The sequence below is a fragment of the Bradyrhizobium sp. Ai1a-2 genome (genome assembly GCF_000426245.1).
Classification (GTDB): Bacteria; Pseudomonadota; Alphaproteobacteria; order Rhizobiales; family Xanthobacteraceae; genus Bradyrhizobium.
Genome location: NZ_AUEZ01000043.1, coordinates 13895 through 35614, shown reverse-complemented (window position 1 = coordinate 35614; position 21720 = coordinate 13895). Strand labels below are relative to the sequence as shown.

21 protein-coding genes are annotated in these 21720 nt (G+C 60.4%); 20 read left to right on the top strand and 1 reads right to left on the bottom strand.

Going from position 1 to position 21720, the window contains the following annotated elements; genetic code table 11:
* Nucleotide 1 precedes the first annotated feature (1 nt).
* From K288_RS0125135 to K288_RS0125050, 17 genes are all read left to right on the top strand, one after another.
* On the top strand, nucleotides 2–901 hold the full coding sequence (locus K288_RS0125135; protein WP_027582048.1) for an ABC transporter permease subunit: 900 nt from the start codon (nucleotides 2–4) through the stop codon (nucleotides 899–901).
* 18 nt (nucleotides 902–919) lie between these two features.
* Complete coding sequence (gene trxB / locus K288_RS0125130) at nucleotides 920–1900, top strand: thioredoxin-disulfide reductase (protein WP_027582047.1); 981 nt, start codon at nucleotides 920–922, stop codon at nucleotides 1898–1900.
* An 18-nt stretch (nucleotides 1901–1918) separates the two neighbouring features.
* Nucleotides 1919–5023, top strand: a complete 3105-nt coding sequence (locus tag K288_RS46500) for an FAD-binding and (Fe-S)-binding domain-containing protein (RefSeq protein WP_051334710.1) — start codon at nucleotides 1919–1921, stop codon at nucleotides 5021–5023.
* Nucleotides 5010–6230 (top strand): MFS transporter, encoded by a 1221-nt coding sequence (locus K288_RS46495; RefSeq protein ID WP_051334709.1) that lies wholly within the window; start codon nucleotides 5010–5012, stop codon nucleotides 6228–6230. Before K288_RS46500 ends, K288_RS46495 begins: the two co-directional genes overlap by 14 nt.
* Nucleotides 6231–6623: 393 nt before the next feature.
* Entirely contained in the window at nucleotides 6624–7352 is a 729-nt protein-coding gene (locus K288_RS0125115) for an autoinducer binding domain-containing protein (RefSeq protein ID WP_027582046.1), read from the top strand.
* A 184-nt stretch (nucleotides 7353–7536) separates the two neighbouring features.
* Nucleotides 7537–8175 (top strand): acyl-homoserine-lactone synthase, encoded by a 639-nt coding sequence (locus K288_RS46490; RefSeq protein ID WP_043160651.1) that lies wholly within the window; start codon nucleotides 7537–7539, stop codon nucleotides 8173–8175.
* A gap of 33 nt (nucleotides 8176–8208) precedes the next feature.
* Nucleotides 8209–8745, top strand: a complete 537-nt coding sequence (locus K288_RS0125105) for an isochorismatase family protein (protein ID WP_152535665.1) — start codon at nucleotides 8209–8211, stop codon at nucleotides 8743–8745.
* 455 nt (nucleotides 8746–9200) lie between these two features.
* Nucleotides 9201–10220 carry a zincin-like metallopeptidase domain-containing protein gene (locus tag K288_RS46485; protein ID WP_051334708.1) on the top strand — a complete coding sequence of 340 codons (1020 nt, stop codon included), beginning with the start codon at nucleotides 9201–9203 and terminating at the stop codon, nucleotides 10218–10220.
* Nucleotides 10221–10377: 157 nt separating this feature from the next.
* Entirely contained in the window at nucleotides 10378–11727 is a 1350-nt protein-coding gene (locus K288_RS46480) for a ParB/RepB/Spo0J family partition protein (RefSeq protein WP_051334707.1), read from the top strand.
* Nucleotides 11728–11734: 7 nt separating this feature from the next.
* Entirely contained in the window at nucleotides 11735–12115 is a 381-nt protein-coding gene (locus K288_RS49705; protein WP_051334706.1) for a hypothetical protein, read from the top strand.
* A 1426-nt stretch (nucleotides 12116–13541) separates the two neighbouring features.
* Nucleotides 13542–13865 carry a DUF736 family protein gene (locus tag K288_RS0125080; protein WP_027582044.1) on the top strand — a complete coding sequence of 108 codons (324 nt, stop codon included), beginning with the start codon at nucleotides 13542–13544 and terminating at the stop codon, nucleotides 13863–13865.
* A 108-nt stretch (nucleotides 13866–13973) separates the two neighbouring features.
* A complete protein-coding gene (locus K288_RS49700) occupies nucleotides 13974–14780 on the top strand; it encodes a DUF2285 domain-containing protein (protein WP_256378846.1) in 807 nt (268 codons plus the stop codon).
* Nucleotides 14781–14987: 207 nt separating this feature from the next.
* Complete coding sequence (locus tag K288_RS0125070) at nucleotides 14988–15206, top strand: helix-turn-helix domain-containing protein (RefSeq protein ID WP_027582043.1); 219 nt, start codon at nucleotides 14988–14990, stop codon at nucleotides 15204–15206.
* Nucleotides 15196–15735, top strand: a complete 540-nt coding sequence (locus tag K288_RS0125065) for a S26 family signal peptidase (protein WP_027582042.1) — start codon at nucleotides 15196–15198, stop codon at nucleotides 15733–15735. Before K288_RS0125070 ends, K288_RS0125065 begins: the two co-directional genes overlap by 11 nt.
* Nucleotides 15736–15967: 232 nt before the next feature.
* Entirely contained in the window at nucleotides 15968–16399 is a 432-nt protein-coding gene (locus K288_RS46470) for a TrbG/VirB9 family P-type conjugative transfer protein (protein ID WP_343208414.1), read from the top strand.
* A complete protein-coding gene (locus K288_RS0125055) occupies nucleotides 16396–17673 on the top strand; it encodes a TrbI/VirB10 family protein (RefSeq protein WP_027582041.1) in 1278 nt (425 codons plus the stop codon). The genes K288_RS46470 and K288_RS0125055 overlap by 4 nt, the downstream gene beginning before the upstream one ends.
* Before the next feature lie 3 nt (nucleotides 17674–17676).
* The gene (locus tag K288_RS0125050) at nucleotides 17677–17910 is read left to right on the top strand and encodes a DUF2274 domain-containing protein (protein ID WP_027582040.1); all 234 of its coding nucleotides are present in this window, start codon (nucleotides 17677–17679) and stop codon (nucleotides 17908–17910) included.
* Nucleotides 17911–17932: 22 nt separating this feature from the next.
* Here the strand turns inward: K288_RS0125050 and K288_RS0125045 are convergent, their stop codons facing one another.
* The gene (locus K288_RS0125045) at nucleotides 17933–18334 is read right to left on the bottom strand and encodes a hypothetical protein (protein WP_027582039.1); all 402 of its coding nucleotides are present in this window, start codon (nucleotides 18332–18334) and stop codon (nucleotides 17933–17935) included.
* A 79-nt stretch (nucleotides 18335–18413) separates the two neighbouring features.
* Between K288_RS0125045 and K288_RS50805 the strand changes: the two genes are divergently transcribed.
* The 3 genes from K288_RS50805 (at nucleotide 18414) to K288_RS0125035 (ending at nucleotide 21715) form a co-directional block, all read left to right on the top strand.
* Nucleotides 18414–18623 carry a helix-turn-helix transcriptional regulator gene (locus tag K288_RS50805; protein ID WP_084799725.1) on the top strand — a complete coding sequence of 70 codons (210 nt, stop codon included), beginning with the start codon at nucleotides 18414–18416 and terminating at the stop codon, nucleotides 18621–18623.
* A 208-nt stretch (nucleotides 18624–18831) separates the two neighbouring features.
* Nucleotides 18832–19518 carry a hypothetical protein gene (locus tag K288_RS0125040; RefSeq protein WP_152535664.1) on the top strand — a complete coding sequence of 229 codons (687 nt, stop codon included), beginning with the start codon at nucleotides 18832–18834 and terminating at the stop codon, nucleotides 19516–19518.
* 415 nt (nucleotides 19519–19933) lie between these two features.
* The gene (locus K288_RS0125035; RefSeq protein ID WP_027582037.1) at nucleotides 19934–21715 is read left to right on the top strand and encodes an ATP-binding protein; all 1782 of its coding nucleotides are present in this window, start codon (nucleotides 19934–19936) and stop codon (nucleotides 21713–21715) included.
* Nucleotides 21716–21720: the final 5 nt, after the last annotated feature.

The following is a 21720-nucleotide window of genomic DNA, read 5'->3' as shown; positions in this document are numbered from 1 at the left end:
TATGACCACGATTGAGCAGACTGCCGGCTTGGCCCTTGCGCTTCCACCGGTTCGCGACGAGTTCGAACTGCAAAGCGTCATCGAGCCCTCGGCGGATGTGGAATGTCCTCTTCCGCTATACGACCGGATCCTGCAAAGCACTCTCGTCCGTCGACTCATTGTGGTTGGCCTTTTGGCCGCTGTATGGGAGGGCTACGCGACCTATCTCGACAACCCACTGATGATGCCTCGCCTTTCCGAGGTCATCGTCGCACTGGTGTCGTCGCTAGTCTCCGGCGGTCTCGTGATGCGTATCCTGCTGACCATGAAGGTCCTCATCATCGGCTACGCAGCCGGTATTACGGCGGCGGCGACAATCACGATCCTGGCGTCTACGACGCGCTTCGGCAGCGACGTATTGTCGACATTGACTTCGATGTTCAACCCGCTGCCCGCAGTTGCGCTGCTGCCGCTCGCACTGCTCTGGTTCGGTCTCGGCATGGGCAGTCTGGTCTTCGTCATCGTGAATTCGGTGCTGTGGGCGGTCGCGTTGAGCACGCACACGGGCTTTCAATCTGTCAGTGAGACGCTTCGAATGGCGGGTCGCTGCTTCGGTCTGAGAGGCCTGTCGCTTGTCGCCGAAATCCTGATCCCGGCGGCTCTTCCGTCGATTCTCGCTGGCCTCAAGATCGGCTGGGCTTTCGCCTGGCGCACCCTGATCGCCGCAGAGCTCGTCTTCGGCGTGAGTTCGGGACAGGGCGGCCTTGGGTGGTTCATCTACGAGAACCGCAACAATCTTGAGACTGCAAACGTATTTGCCGGACTGCTGTGCGTCATTCTCATCGGCCTTTTCGTCGAGAGCGTCATTTTCCGGACGATCGAACGCAAGACTGTCCGGCGTTGGGGAATGCAGAAGTTTTAGTCACACGAGGACCACAAAATGACCGAGCACCGGACGGACGTCATCATTCTGGGCGCAGGCCCGGCAGGATATACGGCCGCAATCTACACCGCGCGCGCCAGCCGCCGACCCATTCTCCTGACTGGCATGCAGCCAGGAGGGCAACTGGTTACGACCACCGACGTCGAAAACTATCCCGGGTTCGCCAATGTCATCCAGGGACCATGGCTCGTCGAGCAGATGCAGGCCCAGGCCGAGCACATGGGGACGCGCATCATGTACGATCACATCGTGTCGATCGAGACCGGGTCGCGGCCCTTCCGCCTGATCGGTGACAGTGGTAACCACTATGTCTGCGACGCACTGATCTACGCGACCGGCGCGCAAGCCAAGTGGCTTGGCATTCCTTCGGAGGACACCTTCCGGGGATTCGGGGTGTCGGCATGTGCCACGTGCGACGGCTTCTTCTTCCGCGACAAGCGGGTCGCAATCGTCGGCGGTGGGAATACCGCCGTAGAGGAGGCGCTTTATCTGGCCAATATCGCCAGTTCCGTCACATTGGTCCATAGACGCGATACCCTGCGTGCGGAGCGCATTCTCCAAGATCGCCTGTTTGCCCACCCCAAGATCATCGTACGCTGGAATAGTGAAGTGGAGTCGATCGTCGGCGAGAGCAATCCCGCGAAGGTCGAAGGAATTGTCCTGAAGGACCGCACGAGCGGCGCCCTCGACCGTCTCGCGATCGATGGTGTGTTCATTGCGATCGGTCATGCGCCGGCGAGCGCCTTGCTGGACGGGAAGGTAGACTTGCACGCTGACGGCTACATCAAGGTGAAGCCGGGGACGATGACGACGAGTGTGCCGGGGCTCTTCGCGGCGGGTGATGTGGCGGACGGCGTCTACCGGCAGGCCGTGACGGCCGCGGGCCTTGGCTGCATGGCGGCATTGGAAGCCGACCGCTTCCTGTCAGTTCATGTGAGTGCAAAGATCGAGCCGCGAGAGGTCGCGATCGTCGCCTAATAAACCTTAGAGTGGCTCATGATTCCCCGCCTAGACGGCAGTCCTGCTGCTGCGCGCCTGTATGCGGAGTTCCTGACGGAAGTCCGCAGGCGGGGTTTCGAAGGCGAATGCTCCTCCGAACATGGCGAGCGCCTCGCGCTTTCGACCGACAACTCGATTTATCAGCTTCTGCCGGAAGCCGTGATATTCCCAAGAAACGTCGAGGACGTCCTGAGGATTGCGACCCTCGCGGCCGAGGCCCGCTTTCGAGAGTTGAAAATCGCGCCGCGCGGGGGCGGAACCGGTACGAATGGCCAGTCGCTGACCAATGGCGTGGCGGTAGATCTGTCGCGCCACATGAACGGCATCATCGAGATCAATGCCAAAGAGCGCTGGGCGAGGGTGCAGGCAGGCGTGGTCAAGGACCAGCTCAATGCCGCCTTGCGGCCGTATGGCCTCTTTTTTGCGCCGGAGATTTCGACGTCGAACCGAGCTACGATCGGCGGAATGATCAGCACGGATGCGAGCGGTCAGGGATCGTGCCTGGACGGAAAGACGCGAGATCACGTCCTGGAATCGTCCACGGTCCTGCTCGGAGGAACCCTGTGGCGTTCAGAACCTCTCACCGAAAAGGATCTGCGTGAAGTCAAGTTGCGGTCCGACAGGGTCGGCTTGGCGCACACCGTGCTCGACAAGGTTCATGTCGACAACCGCGGTCTTATCCAAGCACGCTTTCCGAAACTGAATAGGTGCCTGACCGGGTACGACCTTGCGCACCTGCGGAATCGCGATGGGCGGTTCGATCTCAACGCCGTTCTTTGCGGATCGGAAGGTACGCTCGGCTTCATCGCGGAGGCCAAGTTAAACTTGGTACCGATTCCCAAGTGCAGCGCGCTCGTCAATGTGCGGTATGGAACCTTCGGCGCAGCTCTACGAGACGCGGCGGCCCTCATAGAGCTCAAGGCGGCTTCGATCGAGACGGTGGACTCGCTGGTCCTCGGGCTGGGGCGAGGGGACGCCGTCTGGCGCGAAGTCAGCCGGTTCTTTCCCGAGGATCCCGAGGGGCCGGCGCAGGGCGTCAATCTGGTCGAGTTCATAAGCGATAGCGAGGACGATCTCGACAGACAGCTGAGCCGCGTCGAGACGAGCTTGACGGGCGACAACGTTGCCCGTGATGTCCGCGGCTATACGATCGCGAGGGGCGACCGGGATGTCAAAAGCATCTGGAACATGCGCAAGCGCGCGGTGGGACTTCTGGGCAACGTCGAGGGCGACAAGCGCCCGATTCCGTTCGTGGAGGACACCGCCGTCCCGCCGGAAAAGCTCGCCGACTACATCCGTGAATTCCGCCGGCTCCTGGACAAACGGGGTCCCTCGTACGGCATGTTTGGCCATGTCGACGCCGGTGTGCTTCATGTCCGACCGGCGATCGATATGAAGGATCCGGCACAGGAAAAGCTCGTCCGGGAGATTTCCGACGAAGTTGCCGAATTGACGACGAGGTACGGCGGACTGCTTTGGGGTGAGCACGGCAAGGGTGTTCGTTCCGAGTATGGACCATGGTACTTTGGACCGCTTTATCCTGCGCTCCAGCTTGTCAAGGCTGCGTTCGATCCACACAATCAGTTAAATCCTGGCAAGATTGCCACGCCTTCAGGGGGCGAACTTCTCAGGATCGATGGTGTACCGACCCGCGGCCAGAGCGATCGACAGATTTCTCTCGCTGCACGAAAGGCGTTTGATGAGGCCTTGCACTGCAACGGGAACGGGGTCTGCTACAATTTCGATCTTGACGATGCAATGTGTCCATCGTGGAAGGCGACGCGTGATAGGCGTCACTCGCCCAAGGGCCGTGCATCCCTGATCCGCGAATGGTTGAGGATGCTGTCGGCCAAGGGTGTCGATCCGGCGACTCAGACGCGCGCGCAAAGGGTGTCACCGCAGCTGAAGAGGCTGCCGGCGCGTGCCTGGAACACTTTCGGCAAGCTGGTTGGAGTCCCTGACTTTTCGCATGAGGTGAAGGAGGCAATGGATGGCTGCCTCGCGTGCAAATCGTGCGTAGGCCAGTGTCCAATCAAGGTCGATGTGCCGTCCTTTCGCGCGAAGTTTCTCGAACTGTACCATGGCCGTTACCTCCGCCCCTTCAAGGATCGTATGCTGGCGTCGCTGGAGGGTAACCTTCCCCTTCTTGCGAAGTTATCGTGGCCCTACAATGCGTTTATCTCGAGCGCGGTCGGAAGATGTGTTCTTCGGTCCATCGGCCTCGTAGGGGCACCACGGCTCTCGGGAATTGATCTGACGAGAGAGTTGAGAGATAGAGGCGTCGGCATTGCCAGCGCGAAGGCGCTTGCGAGTCTGACGAACGAGCAGCGCGCCAGGAACGTCGTCTTGGTGCAGGATGCGTTCACAACCTACTTCGAAACGCGGATTGTTCTCGATACGGTCGATTTGATTGTCCGTCTGGGATTCACGCTCTGGATTGCGCCATTCCTGCCAAACGGTAAGCCGCTCCACGTGCATGGGCTTCTCGCAGAGTTCGAAGACGCTGCGCGCCATAATGCGACGATGCTGCGCGAGCTCGCGTCAAGCGGTGGCGATCTCGTCGGAATTGATCCGTCGATGGCGTTGACCTACCGATCGGAGTACCAGCATGCGCTCGGGTCGGAAGCTCCACAGGTTTTGCTGCTGCAGGAGTGGTTAGCGAAATGCCTCGGCAATACGAGCCGTGGACCAATCACGGACAGATATTGGCTGCTGACGCATTGCACCGAGCGCACGAACGCCGGCGCGGCGACTGAGGATTGGAAGGTTGCGTTCAGGTCGCTTGGCGTGGACCTTACGATTCTTCCGAGCGGGTGCTGCGGGATGGCGGGCGCCTACGGGTACGCAACGGTCAATCGCGTGATTTCAAGGAGGATATACGGGCAGAGCTGGTGGAATCACGTCCGAAACAGAGAATTCAAAGGACGGCTTCTCGCGAGCGGGCATTCCTGTCGCTGCCAAGCCAAAATGCTCGATGGCGTCGATTTGCAACATCCGGTACGTGCCTTGCTTGATGCAGTCTTTGCGTCGAAAGCCGAGAGCCTGCGGAGCGCGACAAATGAAGGATCGGTGCGTTCCGATCGATTTCATGAAGCGCGGTAAGGAGGCGCATCAAGTTTTGTCACCCTCGAACGGGTTGGCGCGAATAAGCGGCGCGCTTTTCCTCGCGGGTTTTGCGACGTTTTCCTTGATCTATTGTACCCAGCCGCTCTTGCCCGAGTTCACATCGGACTTCAACGTCAGTCCAGCCACGAGTTCGCTGGCCTTGTCGTTGACGACCGGTTGTCTGGCGATTTCGATTGTCTGCGTGGGCGCATTGTCAGAGACCTGGGGGCGACGTGGCCTGATGTTCCTTTCAATGGCCGGCGCCGCCATTCTCAACCTGATATCGTCGGCTGCGCCCACGTGGGAGTTCTTGCTGGCCACTCGGTCGCTCGAGGGGCTGGTGCTCGGTGGCGTGCCAGCGGTCGCCATGGCCTATCTGTCGGAGGAAGTGCCAGCGGAGCGTCTCGGTCGCGCGATGGGACTTTACGTGGGCGGCACCGCATTCGGCGGCATGATTGGGCGAGTGGCTATCGGTGCACTCACGCACTTCTCTTCGTGGCGCACGGCTCTCGCGACGATGGCCGCAGTCGATCTCTTCGTCGCAATTATCTTCCTTATGCTGCTCCCGCCCTCGAGAAATTTTGTCCGCCGCTCCACCGTTGGGCTGCGCGTGCATGTCCATGCGTGGTTTGGTCATCTCAGCCAGATCGAACTTCCGTGGCTCTTCGCGACGGGGTTTCTGGCAATGGGAGCGTTCGTCACAATCTACAACTACGCCGGCTTTCGCCTGCTCGCGCCTCCCTATAGTCTCAACCAAACTCAAATTGGTCTGATCTTTCTCGCCTACATATTTGGAGTCTTCGCTTCTCCCGTAGCGGGCGCGCTGGCCGAGAAATTTGGCCGATCGCTGGTCGTCGTTGCAGGAGGAATGATCTTCGTCGTGGGCCTGGCGCTTACGATGCTGGAATCTCTGCTTGCTGTGATCGCCGGAATCTCTGTCATCACCGTAGGCTTCTTTGTGGTGCACTCCGTCGTCAGTGGGTGGGTTGGCTACCTCGCGGATCGGAACAAGAGTCACGCAACGTCACTCTACTTGCTCTCGTACTATCTGGGTTCGAGCGTATTGGGCTCGCTCGGGGGATGGTTCTGGCACGTCAGCGGATGGGCCGCCCTCGTTGAATTTTGCTTCGCGCAAATTGTCGCCGTCCTCGGCATCGCGTTCCACTTGAGACTGCGATCGGCCGCTGAAGGGCCGAATTCGTGACCGTACGAGGCCGCGGAGGCGGCTTCGATCTCCGCCTGTCTGGACAGTGGCAGCCATCGCTAGATTTCGGAACTCGTAGTACGGGGCCGCTGATCTGCCAGACATTTTCCGAGGAATACGCTTCCGAGCGTCTTCAACCATGTTCTGAAAAAAAAGCCGGGGTCCGAAAGACCCGGTTAGTTGTGGAGCAATACGCCTTTGGGCATCTCGGCCATGGGGATCTCGAATTTCTCTTCGGTATGTGCTCGATCGGCTCAGTGGATTTGACGTGTTGGGTTGGCGGCTATGCCATCTGCCGTCCCAATCGACCGAATTCTGCTGGAGATAGCAGGTTCGAGTGTAACCTTGGGTACGTTCCGAAGGAGCTGAAAGGACGCTTCTGTTGAAGTTGAGATGAAATGGGCGGATCAATTATTTGAGGAATTCGTCGATGCCATCCTGACAGCCAGGGATGACCACGAGTTCGAACGTACAGCATCTCGTGCCGCGCATGGCTTGGGATTTCGCTGGTTCGCCTATTTGCGCGTAGGCGACGGCCGGCCGAGTTTGATCTCCTCCTACCCGAAGTCCTGGACCAGTCGCTACCTTCGCCTGAACTACCACGGCCTTGATCCTGTTATTCAGCGCGCCCGCGTCGAGCGCGGCATCTTCAGCTGGGGGACTCAAGGATCGGCACTGCGACCCAACAAGGAGCAGCGTAGGTTCTTCGAAGAGGCGACTACTTTCGGGATCAAGTCTGGGATCACCGTACCGATCAGAAGCGGATTCGGGCAGATGGCGGCCTTCACTCTGGCAACGGATGATCCGATCATGAAGCCCGACCGAGTTCTGGCTCGCGCGGGCGACATCGTGCAGCTCATCGGGATCTACTTTCAAGCGCATCTTTCCGAACGGATAGTTGCGAGCCCTGTGGCCGTAGAAAATGCTTGCGCTCTCAGTCAGCGCGAACGGCAATGCCTGGCCTGGGCGGCCCGCGGCAAGACGCTAGCGGAGGCGGCGGTGCTCATCGGTATCACGTCGCGAACGGTCGCGTTTCATCTCGAGAATGCGCGCCGAAAGCTCGGCGCCGTAACCATTGCGCACGCCGTGGCACAGGCGGTTCGCCGAGGTCTCTTGCCCTAAACAGAATTCACTAGGCCGAGCGTCCTTCTCAAAGGCTCGAAGTGCTTTTGTCTGGAAGCGATGCCGCTTGCCTGCTAAAACTTGCCAAAACTTCCTTATCTTTCCCACCGACCTGTCAAAAGGCACAGGCGCTAAAGGTCTGGATTTCTGCTGAGGTGAGCTCCCTCTCGCAATGGAGCTCTTCATGCACGTCCTTTCCCTCGATCACCGTCACGCCGGCCCCCATCTTGCGTTGCTGGCGGAGATGTTTCGCCTGCGCCGACGCGTCTTCAAGGAGCGTCTCGACTGGACCGTCTCGGTGTCCGGCGATCTTGAGATCGACATCTACGATGCGCTCAATCCGACCTATCTCCTCGTTATCTCCGATGCGAACGAAGTGCTGGGATGTGTCCGGTTGCTGCCGTCGACGGGGCCCAACATGCTCGCCGATACCTTTCCTTTCCTGCTCGGCGACAAGCGAGCGCCGCACAGCGACGATGTCCTCGAAAGCTCGCGTTTCTGCGTCGACACGGAACGCGCCGTCGAGGTCGGCAGAGGCAACCTCAATCGCGCGACGTTCGTTCTGTTCGCTGCGATGATCGAGGCGATGCGGGCGAGAGGGGCGCGAGCGATTGCCACTGTCACGGATGTCCGCATGGAGCGGATCCTTAGGCGGGCAGGGTGGCCGATCGAACGATTGGCGGAGCCGCAATCGCTCGGACAGACCACAGCGCTTGCGGGGCTTCTCCACGATTGCGACAGCGCGCTCGAAGCCATGTACCGCCAAGCTGGCCTCGAGGGGCCCGTGCTTGTCATTCCCAGTGCCGAGCGCAGGGCGGCATGATCGGCGGCGCGTTTGCAGCGGAGGACGTGCGTCATGTTGGCCGATCCCCGTCATAGTTGCATCGTCTTGCTGAACGTTACGAGGGGAGCCGCTCCGAACGCTGTGGAGGGGTTCGCTGGGTGGCGCCGCGCCAACATGTCCTTGCTCCCTGCCTGTCAGGAATTTTTTGCAATTCCGCAAATTGCGATTGGTGAGTACGAACAGGCGTTTCTGCCCAACCAGATTGCCTCGGCGATCGATCATCTCGATGTCGACATCTTATCGATGTGGCGCGATGCGCGACTTGCCGAGCGACTGGCGCATTTGGATGTTGGCGTTGTATTCCTGGGCGGTACGTTTCTGGAGGAAGAGGTGCTGGTTTCGGCTTTGCAGGGGGCCAAACACGGCTATGAGATGCGATTGCTCTCGGATCTGTCGATTGCGCGCCGTGAATCCGATCGAGCCCTTGTTCTCGCACGGCTTGCGCATCATGGAATTCTCGCAACTACGGTCCGCCAGGCCTTGCTGGAATGGGCCGCGTCGAAAGGTGATGAAATTGTGAGCCGGAAGGTTCAGGACCTGCTCTCGTAGGCCGCCTCCCGCCAGCGTTGCTTGCGGGCCGGGCTCTCGTGAACCGAGCCCGCTTCGCGGTCTCGGCCTTCGGCTTCGATCCCTGGCGGAGACACCGCGCTTGAATTGACGCTCGCGCTCACGCGTTCATCTCTAACGAATAAGTCGCCCAGCATCGCGAGCAGTCCGACAGGACGAAACAACAGCTCCTTATTGAGCCGGCCGCAGGCGGCCGGCGCATTTTGTTGCCCCGGCAGGCGCGGTGGGCGGCGCTCCCGTATAGCCCCGAACCGGCGGGCCGCAACCGCGCTTCCTCACAGTTCGAAATGACGATTGCTTGCGTAGCGCGGTCCTCCGCTGTCGCTCCGGCCGTTCCGGTGCGTCCCGCCTCAGAGTTCGGGGCTGTCCGGTCGCTCTTCGCCGCCCACCCCGCCTTCCGGGGGCAGGACGCGGAAGAGAAGGGAACGGAGATCGTCATGCCCAAGCGTTCATCGGACAACAACGCGACCAAGCCGAAAGCAAGTCTCTACGAGGAGATTACAGCCCACATCATTGCTGATCTTGAGGCGGGTGTCTTTCCTTGGGCCCGTCCTTGGGGGAGTGGGGGCGGCAATCAGGCCTTTGCACTGCCGCGGAATGCGGCAACCGGCAAGGCTTATTCCGGGATAAACGTCCTGATCCTCTGGGGCCGGCTGTTTGAATGCGGCTTTGCCTCCCAACGGTGGCTCACCTTCCGCCAAGCCTCCAGCCTCGGCGGCACCGTGCGCAAGGGTGAACACGGCGTCACCGTTTGTTATGCCGATCGCTTCGTTCCCAAGCGCGAGCAGGGCGGCGCGACCAGCGCCAGTCATGACCAGCCGGCAAATGAAGAGGCGTCCGTTCCGTTTCTCCGCCGCTACACGGTTTTCAACGTCGATCAATGCGACAACCTGCCGGATCACTGCATCGTCGCTCGGCCGCGGTTGCCCGAGCGTGAGATCGTGCCGCAAGCCGAAGCACTGGCCGCCGCGACGCTCGCTGATGTCCGCATCGGCGGCGCCAAGGCCTTCTACCAACCATCGGACGATACGGTCCACATCCCGCCGCAACCGGCCTTTTTCGATCAGATCAACTACTACCGAACGCTGTTTCATGAGCTTGGGCACTGGACCGGCCATCCGCGCCGCTTGAACCGCGACCTCTGCGGCAACTTTGGCTCAAAGCCCTATGCCCATGAAGAACTGGTCGCCGAACTGACGGCAGCCTTCGTTTGCGCTGTCCTGTCCATCAGACCCTCCGTCCGCCACGCCGACTATCTGGGCTCATGGCTGAAAGTGCTGCGCGAGGATAACCGCGCGATCTTCCGCGCCGCCAGCAAGGCGAGCAAGGCCGCCGATTTCCTGCTTGCGTTCGGAGGCGACATCTCCGCCGCCGCGCACGAACACGAGGCCGAGTTGCCTCGGCTCGATGACCAGCACACGCCAATGCCCGCGGGCGAGATGAGAACCGCAGGTTAGCTGCGGCCGACGTCCTCCGCGTCGCGTCCGCGCCAGCGGCTCGGGCCAGCCGCCGCGGCTCGCAAGCCGACACCCCCAACGCCTCTCGACATCGGGCTCTCGACGAGGCCCCCACGCAACTAGCCGAGCCCGTCTCTGCAAGCAAAAGGAAACCAAAATGGAACTGCGCAACATCGCCCTGAGCGATCTCAAGATCGCAAGCGTCAACGTCCGTCACAGCCGGAAAGCCCCCGACATCTCCGATATCCTGCCGTCGATCCGCGCACGCGGCGTCCTGCAACCCTTGCTGGTTCGGCCTCACGGCGAGACGTTCGAGATCGTCGCGGGCAGGCGCCGCTACTTCGCGGCAAGCAAGGTCGCCGAAGAGCAGGGTGTCGCGACCTGCGAGGTCTTGCTGCCCTGCGCGGTCGCCGTCGGCGACAGCGATGCGGACGCCATGGAAGCATCCCTGATCGAGAACGTGGCGCGCGCCGGCATGGATGAACTTGAGGAATACGAGGCCTTCGCCAAGCTCCTCAAACAGGGCCGCAGCGTCGCCGAGATCGCGCGGACGTTCGGCCAGACCGAACGCTATGTCAAACAGCGCCTTGCGCTCGCTTCGCTCCACAGCGCCATCAAGGACGCGTACCGCGACGGCGAGATCGAAGCCGAGGAGCTGCAATTGCTCGCCTCCGCCACGCGGCGCCAGCAGAAGGACTGGGTCACAGCATTTGCGGCCGAGAAGGACCCGGCAAGCGACGAAGGCGCCCCACGAGGCCGTGATCTCAAGCAATGGCTGTTCGGCACCGACCAGATCGCAACCAGCGTGGCGAGGTTTCGGCTCGATGCGTACAAGGGCGCTATGATCGCCGACCTCTTCGGCGACGTCAGCTACTTCGCCGATGCCGACGCCTTCTGGGCCTTGCAGAATGCAGCCATAGCTAACCTGCGGGATGAGCTAGCGGGACAAGGGTGGACGGTCACCGTGCTCGACAAGGGAACGCGCTTCCCGGCATGGCAATACGACGAAGCCGAGCTGGAGGAGGGCGGTGAGGCCTTCATCGAGGTCCGAGCCAATGGCGAGGTCGAAATCCATCAAGGCTACCGGGCCTACGAGAACGCGCACACCGCCGATGAAGATCGCCGGGGAGGCGATGGCGAGCGTGGGACGTCCGCCGCAAAGGCCGAGCTGACCAAGGCTGCCGAGAACTATCTGGCACTGCACCGGCATGCCATCGTCCGCGCCGAGCTGCTCGCTCATCCGGCCATCGCGCTGCGCCTTGCTGCCGCCCACATGATCGCGGGCTCTCCGCTTTGGAGCGTCAAGCCCGATCCGCAGCGCGCTGACAAGGATACGACCGCGGAAAGCCTTGCTGGTAGCCCCGCGCAGGCCGCGCTGACGGCCGAGCGCGACGCTGTGCTCGGACCTGCTCCAGATCGAGAAGAGCTATTACAGCACCCTCACACGCGGCAATGGCGATGCCCATACAGGGGCAAGCCTGTTTGCCCGGCTGCTGGCGCTGCCTGACGATGCGGTGCTCAAGGTCATCGCGCTCGCAATGGCCGAGACGCTTGCCGCAGGATCGGCGCTGACAGAGGCCGCGGGCCTCGTGATCAAGCCCGACGTCACGCGGTGGTGGAAACTGGACGACGCCTTCCTCGACCTGCTTAAGGACCGCGCCGCGATCAATGCGCTACTTGCTGAACTCGTGGGCCAGGCGACGGCTGACGGCAATGTCTCCGAGACCGGCAAGGTGCAGAAGAAGATCATTCGCGACTGCCTGAACGGCGAGGGACGGGAGCGCGTGGAGGGCTTCGTGCCACGCTACATGGCGTTTCCGCCAAGCCATTACGACCCCAACAAGGCCTTCGAAATCGCCCGCACGGCAGAGGGCATTAACGCTTTGTTTGCCTGAGTTTAAGCGGTTCGATTCGGGCGCGAGGGCTTGCCTCGCGCCCCCGTTTTGCGCGTGCCGAGTCGCCTCGGAGTCAATCTGGGGGGCCGCAAATATAGCCGGCCGGCACGGCCGCGACTCATCCTATAGCTCGACTCCAAGCCAATGCTGCCCCCGCATCATGGAGCCGACGATGGTAAGCCCGTTCAGGGGATTTCCTGAGCCCCATTCGGTGAAGCTCAGGCGCATCTGCCTCGCTCAAGCCGCCGTCTGCTTGTCGGCGCTGACGTCCACCGCTGTGTTGCTGTCGCGGCTCTTGCCGAGCGTGGGGAGCGGGCTCAACTGACGGATTGAGGCTTACGGCGCGGGACGCTCACCCGGCCGCACCGATCTGCGCGTTTCATCCCGCAAAAATAAAAGCCGGACCGCGTCGCGCAAAACGGCGCTTGCGATCCGGCTTCGCCATCAGCGCGACCCGTTCCCGCCCACGTGGCTCAATCGACCTCGCGCAGAGTCAAAGGCGCGGTAGAGATATCCAGGTAGGAACGAGGCTCGTCAGCGAAAGACCTACTTCTTTTTCTTCTTGGCTTTTTTCGCCGTGGTCTTCTTCGCCTTCTTCGCTTTCTTGGCCATGAGCCCTCCGTCAATGCTTGGAAAGATGAACCAATCAATACGCGCGGACCTTCAGAATCGGCACGCGCAAGAAAAAGTGTAACACCGAATTACAAGATTGACATTCTAGACATTCAACGCGTCCGCCTTCGATCGTTCGAGTCTTTTCTCCTCTCGGCGAATGCGTGGCCTGGGCAAGAGAACGGCCCCCGCAAGCACGCTCAAAGGCCGATCGGCATCAGTCCGCAGGCTTCCCAGCCTGGCAAACTCGCAAAGCGCTGTCTCCGTCAACGTCGCAACCGAGATTGGCGTAGAGCTTGCGCGGACCGAACTCTGGCGCCGCCAGCGACAGGCTCACATGCTCCCTTGCCGCTGCTCTCGCCGCTTGAATCCAGGCTCGAGTCGATATCGAGACTCCGGATAAAGACGCGGAAGTCGGGATGGGTCCCGGCATTCTCGCCCCGATCGATCCGGCAATCTCTGGCCAGGATCGAGACAGTCTTGAGCTGGCCCTTGTAGCTTCCGTCGCGTCTTCTGGCGGCCGATCGGCCGGGTCTTTTCCTCTGTGGTTGTGTGCGGGTCCGATCTCCCTGCGCGTGGCGAAGAGACCTATGGGAAGCGCTCCGCCTGCCAAAACCCTCGCCGCCAGCTTTTTTCTCCGCCGGACAAGTCCGGCTCCTCGCGGCCGCTTCGCTTCAAAAAAGCTGTTAGCTCAGGTGCTCCGCATGCGCTCCGCCCCGCGAAGGGCGCGGGTTCGAAGGCGTTTCGCTTCCCATCACGGTCTCGCCATCGCGAGGGGATCGGCTCCTCGCGAACAACCAAAGAGGACAAGACCATGACCGCAATCGGATACGTCACCAAGAACGACAACGGCAGCTACAAGGGCCAGCTCAAGACTGTCTCGATCCGTGCCGACATCGACATCATCCCGAACCGGGACAAGAGCGCCGAGACCCATCCCGACTTCCGCGTCTTCACCCAGGGCGTTGAGATCGGCGCAGGCTGGATCCGCCGAGGCGAGAACAGCCGCAAGGAGTATGTGAGCCTGTCGCTGGCGGCGCCAGAGTTCGGTCCGCGCAAGCTCTACGCCAATCTCGGCCGCGCCGCCGGCCAAGACGACGACAGCGTGTTCGCCCTGATCTGGAATCCCGCGGACTGACGCCGATTGGCCCTCGCAAGCGCCGCTTGCGGGGGCCGTTCTCTTGCCACAATTGGGGGTTGAAACGCAGCCAGAACAAACGCGAGATGTGGCCTGTTGAACGATCTGGTGTCCGCGTCGTGCCGGTATTCTCGGGATCAAGCTGCTTCCCGCGACCCCGTGTGCCACGATGGCTGCGGCTGGGCGTGGGAGTTCTTGCGCCGGAACAGGGACTACGTCGTCGAGTGGCGACGCTCCGTGCCAAGGCATTTATCGTGTGTGACGCTCAACGACGGTACTCAGCTTCTGCGCCTGCCGCGGCGGTTTCCGCGCGCGGAGAAATGGGGCCTTCATGCGTTCGCACATCCCGGGCTCGGGCTCGATAAGGCGCCGGTATTCTGGCATGCAAACGCGCACAAGCGGGTGGTGCGGTTGAACGCGCGGACGCCGAGCGGGGATGAGGACGAGAAGGTCTATCGCCTTTCCGACTTCAAGGCCGACCGGTGCGCCGTGGTCGGCACCGATGGTATTTCACGGGTGCTGCTGAGGGGCAGGGGACTTCATGTTCCCCTCGAAATCCGGGGCCTCCAAGTGCTGACTGCGCCGTTTGTGCCTGTCTTCGAGCTGCGCGACCTCGGTGACATCTCAAATCATGCCGAACTCCTCAGTCGCCTTCAGCGCCTCACCGAACCCGCGCCTCAGCTTGGACAGGTGCTAATGTGCACAAGCAACGAGCGTCTGCAGCATGCACTGACAGCGCTCGATGAAAGCCTGATGGGAAAAACCTATCGCCAGATTGCGATCACTCTCTTCGGCGAGAGCAAGGTCGCCGAGGACTGGCAAGGGCCAAGTCAGTTTCTGAAGGACCGCGTGCGACGACTTGTCGCTAAAGGCAATGAATTGATGAAAGGCGGCTATCGGGACCTCCTCGGCTAGAACATTCTTCCGTCGAAGCGCTCGCTTGAAAGAATATTGTGCTAGTCGTGCTAGCCGACCGCGCCATCTTTGCTTGACCAGCTTGGCTCGCGCGGGATGGCGGAGCAACGGTCACAGCCTTCGCCACTCCCCAAACCTCGCCTGATCTGACGATGCTTCCTCTTGCATCTCGTGGTTGTGCGAGATGCGAAAGGGGACGTTGGACTGATGACGAAAACTGACGACAAGGAACCGGACAAGCCGTTCCTCAACACGGTGGAAGCAGCCGCCTGGCTGCGCCTCACCAAGAACACGCTGGAGAAAATGCGGGTCCACGGCAGAGGGCCTGAATACCGTAAGCACGGGCGCTATGTCCGCTACCACATCGAAGACCTCGTGGAATGGTCGAAGGCCAACAAGCGGAGGTCGACGTCGGATGAGGATTAATCACACTAAGCTGTGGCGCCAGGCCACCGTCCTGTCGGCGATGTGCGCCGGCATCATCGCACTTCTGATGTCCTCCGCGCCCGCGGTGCCGCTCCTCATCTACAATGCCTCGGGCAGCGCGCAGCTGGGCTTCTACTATTTGGATCAGCGATTGCCGGGACGCGGTGAACTCGCCGTCTACAAGCCGACCGCCGCAATCGAACTTCTGATCGTTGCGCACAGCATCCTGCCGTCGCCGGTGCCACTTCTGAAGCGGGTCGAAGGCCTCGGTGGAGACGAAGTCTGTCGCACGAAGGAGCCGATCGACGCCATCTCCATCAACGGCAAGGTCGTTGCTGAAGTACTGGAGAAGGACAAGCGGGGAGCGCCACTCCCTTCCTGGAACGGCTGCATGAGGCTCGTCGAGGGAGAGTACTTCCTGCTGCAGCCGCACCCGCACTCGTTCGACTCGCGGTACTTCGGACCGGTTCTTCGCTGCGACATTCTGGGCGTGGCACGGCCGCTCTGGACCTGGAATCCGGACATGTGAACGGTAGGCGACGATGGGCGCGCGTCTGAGTTAAGGCGCGCGCCCGTCGCGTTTTCCACCGGCTCAAGCCGTGATCGGAAGCATCGCGCGTGACGCCAGCGGGCAAGGTCTTCCAAGGTAGAGCTGTCAGAACTGACAGAACCTCCGAGACGACTGCTTCGGACCATAGCGTTGTTGATTAACCGACCGACGTGCCTATCACCTTGAGTTGGTCTCGACGAAGCAGACCTATATGGCGTCCATCTCTTGGACCTATCCGACCGATACGCTCGTCGCCCTTCACAAGCAGAACGTCGCCGCCCAGCAAAGCGAAGAGCGGGTCGCCGACCGCGGCGTCCGGCTCGACAGCCTGAATTTCCGCTATCGCATTGAAGGGGACGATCCGCCGTGGCGGCCACTGCGCGCCTTCGACGACGGCCGAAAGGTCTATATCCAGATGCCATCCGGCCTGTCTCAAGGAGAGGCGCCGCCCTTGTTCGTCGCCGGAGCCGATGGCCGGCCGAACCTCGTCAACTACCGGGTCCGCGGCTCCTACTACATCGTCGATCGGATGTTCGGCGCCGCCGAGCTTCGCCTTGGCGAAGATCCGCAGCGTATCGTCCGGATCATTCGTATCGACGCGCGGCCAGTGTCGCAGGTCTTCAGCACTGGGAGTGCCTCATGACCACAGGATCGGATCAGGATCCGGAGCCGCTGGAACTGCGAGCACGTCCGCGGCCCGTTCGGCGCCTCAACAGGCGCGCCCTCATGATCGGCTGCGCCGTAGCGGCGCTGTTCGTTGGCGGGGCGACACTCGTTGCGCTCCGGCCGCACTCCTTCAAGCAGTCGGAGCGGACGGAGCTCTACAATACCGATCGCAAGCAGACCGCCGAGGGCTTGAGCAAGTTGCCAAAGTCCTATGAGGAGTTGCCGCCATCGACGCCGCGGCTTGGACCGCCGTCGCCTGGAGATATCGGCCGGGCCTTTGCCGAAAACGAGAAGAAGGCCGGCGTGGCATCGGAGGCTGGCTTCCGGACCAACCCGGAGGAAGACGCCGAACGGACCGAGCGGGTCCGGCAGACGCGGATTGCTCAGCAAGCAAAGGAATCAGGCTTGTTCATCCGCCTGTCGGAGAAGCAGGACAAGCGCAAGCAGGCAGCTACGGCCGAAGTGCCGGCCGCTTCGCCATCCGCGTTCCGGCCTTCAACGCCCGATACGGGGCCATCCGCTGCGGAACTTGCAAAGACGGCACAGGCGATGATCGACCGCTCCAGCGAAATCATCCCCTCGTCGCAGGCGCGAAAACTCGCCTTCGTGGGAGCGAAAGCCGACACCGAAACCACCAATCCCCATGCGCTCAAGCCAGCACCGTCCACCTATGCGGTGATGGCGGGGTCGATCATTCCGGCGAGCCTCGTCACGGGACTGAATTCGGACTTGCCTGGCGCCACGATCGGTCAGGTCACCGAGAACGTCTACGACACGGTGACGGGAGAGCATCTCTTGATCCCGCAGGGGACGAGAATTGTGGGCAAGTACGATAGCGTCGTCGCCTTTGGTCAGAAGCGGGCGCTGGTCGTCTGGAGCCGGCTCATCCTGCCGAACGGCAATTCGATCGTGATCGAGAACCTTCCGGCTACCGACGTTGCAGGCTATGCCGGGCTCGAGGACCAGGTCGACTTCCATACCTGGCAGTTGCTCAAGGGGGTGGCGTTGGCGACCTTGATCGGGGTGGGGACGCAGCTATCGATTGGCAACGACGGGAGCGATCTCGTGAAGGCGCTGCGGGAAAGCACGCAGCAAACGACTAATCGTGCGGGACAGCGCCTGGTGGAGCGCGAGCTCGACGTGCAGCCGACGATCACGGTCCGCCCGGGATGGCCGCTGCGCGTGATTGTTTCGAAGGATCTGGTGCTTAAGCCGTATCAGGACGTTCAGACAGCGGCGAAGGGCAGGTGAGGGATGAAGCTTGCGAAGCTGCCTGATCGGACGCCGGTTAAGATGGGCGTTATATTCACGCCGGGACTTGCACAGCGGCTGCGAGAATATGCTGATTTCTATGCAGAGACCTACGGTAGCAGGGAAGAAGTAGCGGAACTGATACCGTTCATGCTCGAGGCATTTCTCGACGGCGATGCAGCCTTCAAGAAAGAGAAGAAGAAGGTCGATGGCACAAAATCGTCATTTGGTGAATGATAGGATTCCCAGTGACGGTGAGCTAGCTCCTCTGAGCGAGTGCAGTCCTTACATGTTCGATGGATGCTTCCAGCGATCTCAAGAGCCCATTCAGTTCGCTTACCGGTAGTTCCTCCATACGAAGACTATCCGCGTCGACAGTCTGTGAAACCAGACTATCGATTGAGACGATTGAGCGGGCGCCCTCCAAAGCCAATCCGGATGACCCGAAGATTTGAGACACTATTTCGCCGGAAGCACTAATCGTCGTGACCAGCTCTAGGCCGTCCGCGATTTGCTGTTCGAGCACTTCAACGGGAAGTTCAACGCTTGCCAAGATGGACTCAACCCCGTCAGCCCGATAACCGATGCGAAGGAGCCTCCCGTCGGTGATGGAGACCTGCTCGACGAATGGTTTAGCCAACGGGGCCCGCGTATTGATCATCTAAAACTTCCCAACGACGTATGAATAATACCTAGTATACTAGGTGGAGATCAAGTGACGTTTGAGGCCGTCTTGCCGCATGAAGTTGCGGCGGGTGGTAGCCCAAAATCTTCGGCGTCAACGACGGAAGAGCGGCCTTTCCCAAGAGGAACTGGCCGATCGCGCCGGGCTGAATCGCAACTACATTGGGATGATAGAGCGCGAGGAAAATTCGCCGACGGTTGATGCTCTCGAGCAAATTTCAGAAGCGCTTGGGGTTGACCCTGTTGTCCTATTTCAGGGCCGATAGTTGCCGGACGAGCACCCATATGGTTACTGTGATGAGTATCCAGCCGTCTGGACCGTGTGCGGACTGACGGTCTGAGAGGCTGCCGCCGCGTGCACGATCGGCCGAAGCAGCCTCCGTTCTCGCGTTATACCGTCTTGCTTTCACCTGATCTTCGGGCACAGCCCCGAACGGGCTGAGTCGCTCTCAACAAGCTGTGGCGGTTCATGCGATGAAGGCAGCTAAGAGCCGGCTTTGTGCGTATTGCGGTGGTGATGCCGCGACCGTCGATCACGTCGTGTCGCGGGCACTGTATCCGCCCTCCAAGGCTGCGTCCCGTAAGCCACGGATAACCGTGCCTGCCTGTGTTCCCTGTAACGGCGGATGGACTGATGATGAGCCGCATTTCCGCAACGTGATGATGGTGGCGGGTGAGCCGAACGCGGCGGTGCGCGAGCTATGGGAGGGCAAGATCCGGCGTAGCTTCCGGCATGCCGATGGGCATCGCCGGGTGCGCGAGCTGGCAGAGAAGTTCGAGCCGGTCGAGACGGAGCAAGGTACTCGTCATATGATTTTTCCGGCGCGTGACGAGCGGGTGAAGCGGGTCGTCCGCAAAACCGTGCGGGGCTTGTGCCATCATCATGGTCTTCTATCGCCGGTGGCGGACGATCAGGTGATGGTTGATATTCACCGGTTTGCAATTCCGGACGAATTTTATGAGCAGATGACGGCGGCGCACGCGGAGGCCGACATTCTTGAATACCGCTACGCTGTGATTGAGGAAGAAGATATTCATTCCGGCTGGCTGCTCACCTTCTACGGCCGAACGCCTTTCCTTTGTTTGGTCTTTCATTCAGCCGCAGCACTGCGGAAGGTCGAAGTGGAGGCGCTACGCGAGCCGCCGAATCCTCGCACCTAACCGTAGGTAAGCATGAAAAGGCAACAGACACGACGCGTTTCCGCGGCGGGCCACCGACGCTTAGACCGGGCAGTCTTGGCGGCGTGGACGAGTAGCTTTCCAGGACGTGGTGCTCGCCGATGCAGAAGGCTGCTGGCGGCGTTACATAAGAATACGTAGTCGGTCGGTTTGACCCACCAAACGGATTCGAAAACGCAATCTCTACCTAGACGAATATTGGGGCGACGAGCATCTTCGGCAAGTGCAGCTCCTTATCCTGGACCGCTATTCCTGTGGATAGCACGCAGTCGAGTGGCAAATTGCGCGCGCCACAGCCGAATACTTGCTGAACTTGGGGTAGTTTCAGGCCGCGGCGGCCATCTCCCAGTTGTTGTGCGGGGCGGCCAAATATTGCTTTGTTTTGGACAGTTCAGACATGGCTGTGCATTTCTCAGTCGACACCAAATTGACGCGCCTCTTGGGAGAGACCTATCGTTCGAGCGAAGTCGCCTTGAAGGAATTGGTCGACAACGCATGGGATGCCGACGCTCGCAACGTTGTCATCGTTCTGCCGGATCCGCTTTCTTCGGAGAGCATCATCGTCCAAGATGACGGTACCGGCATGACGGCCTTAGAACTCCGTGGGGAATACCTCAACATCGCAAGCGATAAGCGGTCTCGGATCGGTAAGGAAACTCCTGGGCTGCGCCGCAAGGTCAAAGGCCGAAAGGGAATAGGAAAGTTTGCTGGTCTGATGATCGCGGAAATCATGCAGGTCGAAAGTACAGCCCGGGGCAGAAAGTGCACTCTGCTCATCGACAAGAAGGAGTTGATCGACAGCGGGGGTGACTTGGAAACGGTGCCCCTCTCGTTCGAAGAAGCTCCGGCTGAGCCAGGCGTTGTCGGGACCAAAATTGTGCTTTCGTTGCTGAACGCAAATCTCAATTTTCCGACGGCCGATCGCCTGCGTGAAGTATTGATTCATGAGTACGGGCGCGAAGATGATTTCAAGGTTACCGTCAACGGCGTCTCGCTGTCCGTCCAGGATGTCCCGGGGACTCCCGCCCAATCGAGCGCGGTGCTACCCGCTGCCGGAAATGTCGATCTTCGCTTCACCATCGCCGATGGCAAGAAGCTGCCGCGCTCACCAGGGATTATTCTAAAGGTTGGCGGAAAGGCGGTCGGGAAGCCGCAGTTGTTCGGCCTAGACGATGACGAGCAAATTCCACAAAAACTCGTGCGCAAAGTCTACGGCGAGGTCGAGATCACAGGGATGGAGGAATTTGTCACGGCGGACTGGGGCGGAGTGATCGAGAACAGCAAAGCCTATCAGGAAGCTCAGCAGTTCATACAGTCCGCGGTAAAAAAGCAACTCGAAGAGACCTACACTAGGGAGATGTCGCTTCAAAAGGCGCGGCTCCAGCGACAAATCGATGCGAGAATTCAGAAGCTACCCGAGAACCGTCGGCACTTCGCGGAACAGGCGGTGCATAGAATACTTAAGCGCTTCTACGGGGAGACGGTCGAGCGTGTCGAAACTATCGTTGAAGTTGCATTGGACGCGATGGAACACGACGCCTACTGGGAGGTCCTGGAACGTATAAGCGAGGCACGCCATGCAGACGTCGCCTCCTTCGCCGAAGCTTTAGAACAATTCGGTATATTGGAGCTATCGACCATAGCGATACACGCGGCACATCGACGGACCTTCCTCGATTTCTTGGATCAGTTAGTCGAGAACGTCGCTACCCTCGAGAAGGACGTGCACAAGGCGTTCGAGAATAATCTCTGGATACTTGGACGGAAGTATTCTTTGTTGTCTTCGAATACGACATTGAGGAGCGTCATCGCGACCTATTGCGATTCCGAGTTTACGGGCAACCGTGCGTCCAAGAGGCCAGACCTTCTGCTGTCCCAAGACTACGGCGACAGCTATCTGCTGATTGAATTCAAGCGTCCGTCGTACCCCATCACTCGGGATGATGTGGCGCAGGCCGAAAAATATCGGGACGATCTGTCTCCAAGGCTGTCGTCGACATCCAAGATGGAAATCGTTCTGATCGGGAAGGGGCGGGCACTCGCCTTGGATGCGAACCGGCTGCACGAGACCATCGCTATCCAATCCTATGCAAGCATCATCTCGTCGGCGCGAACGGAATTGGACTGGCTGATCGCATCTTTAGCGTCACCTCACGTCGGTATGTCGCAGGTGAGATAAACTAA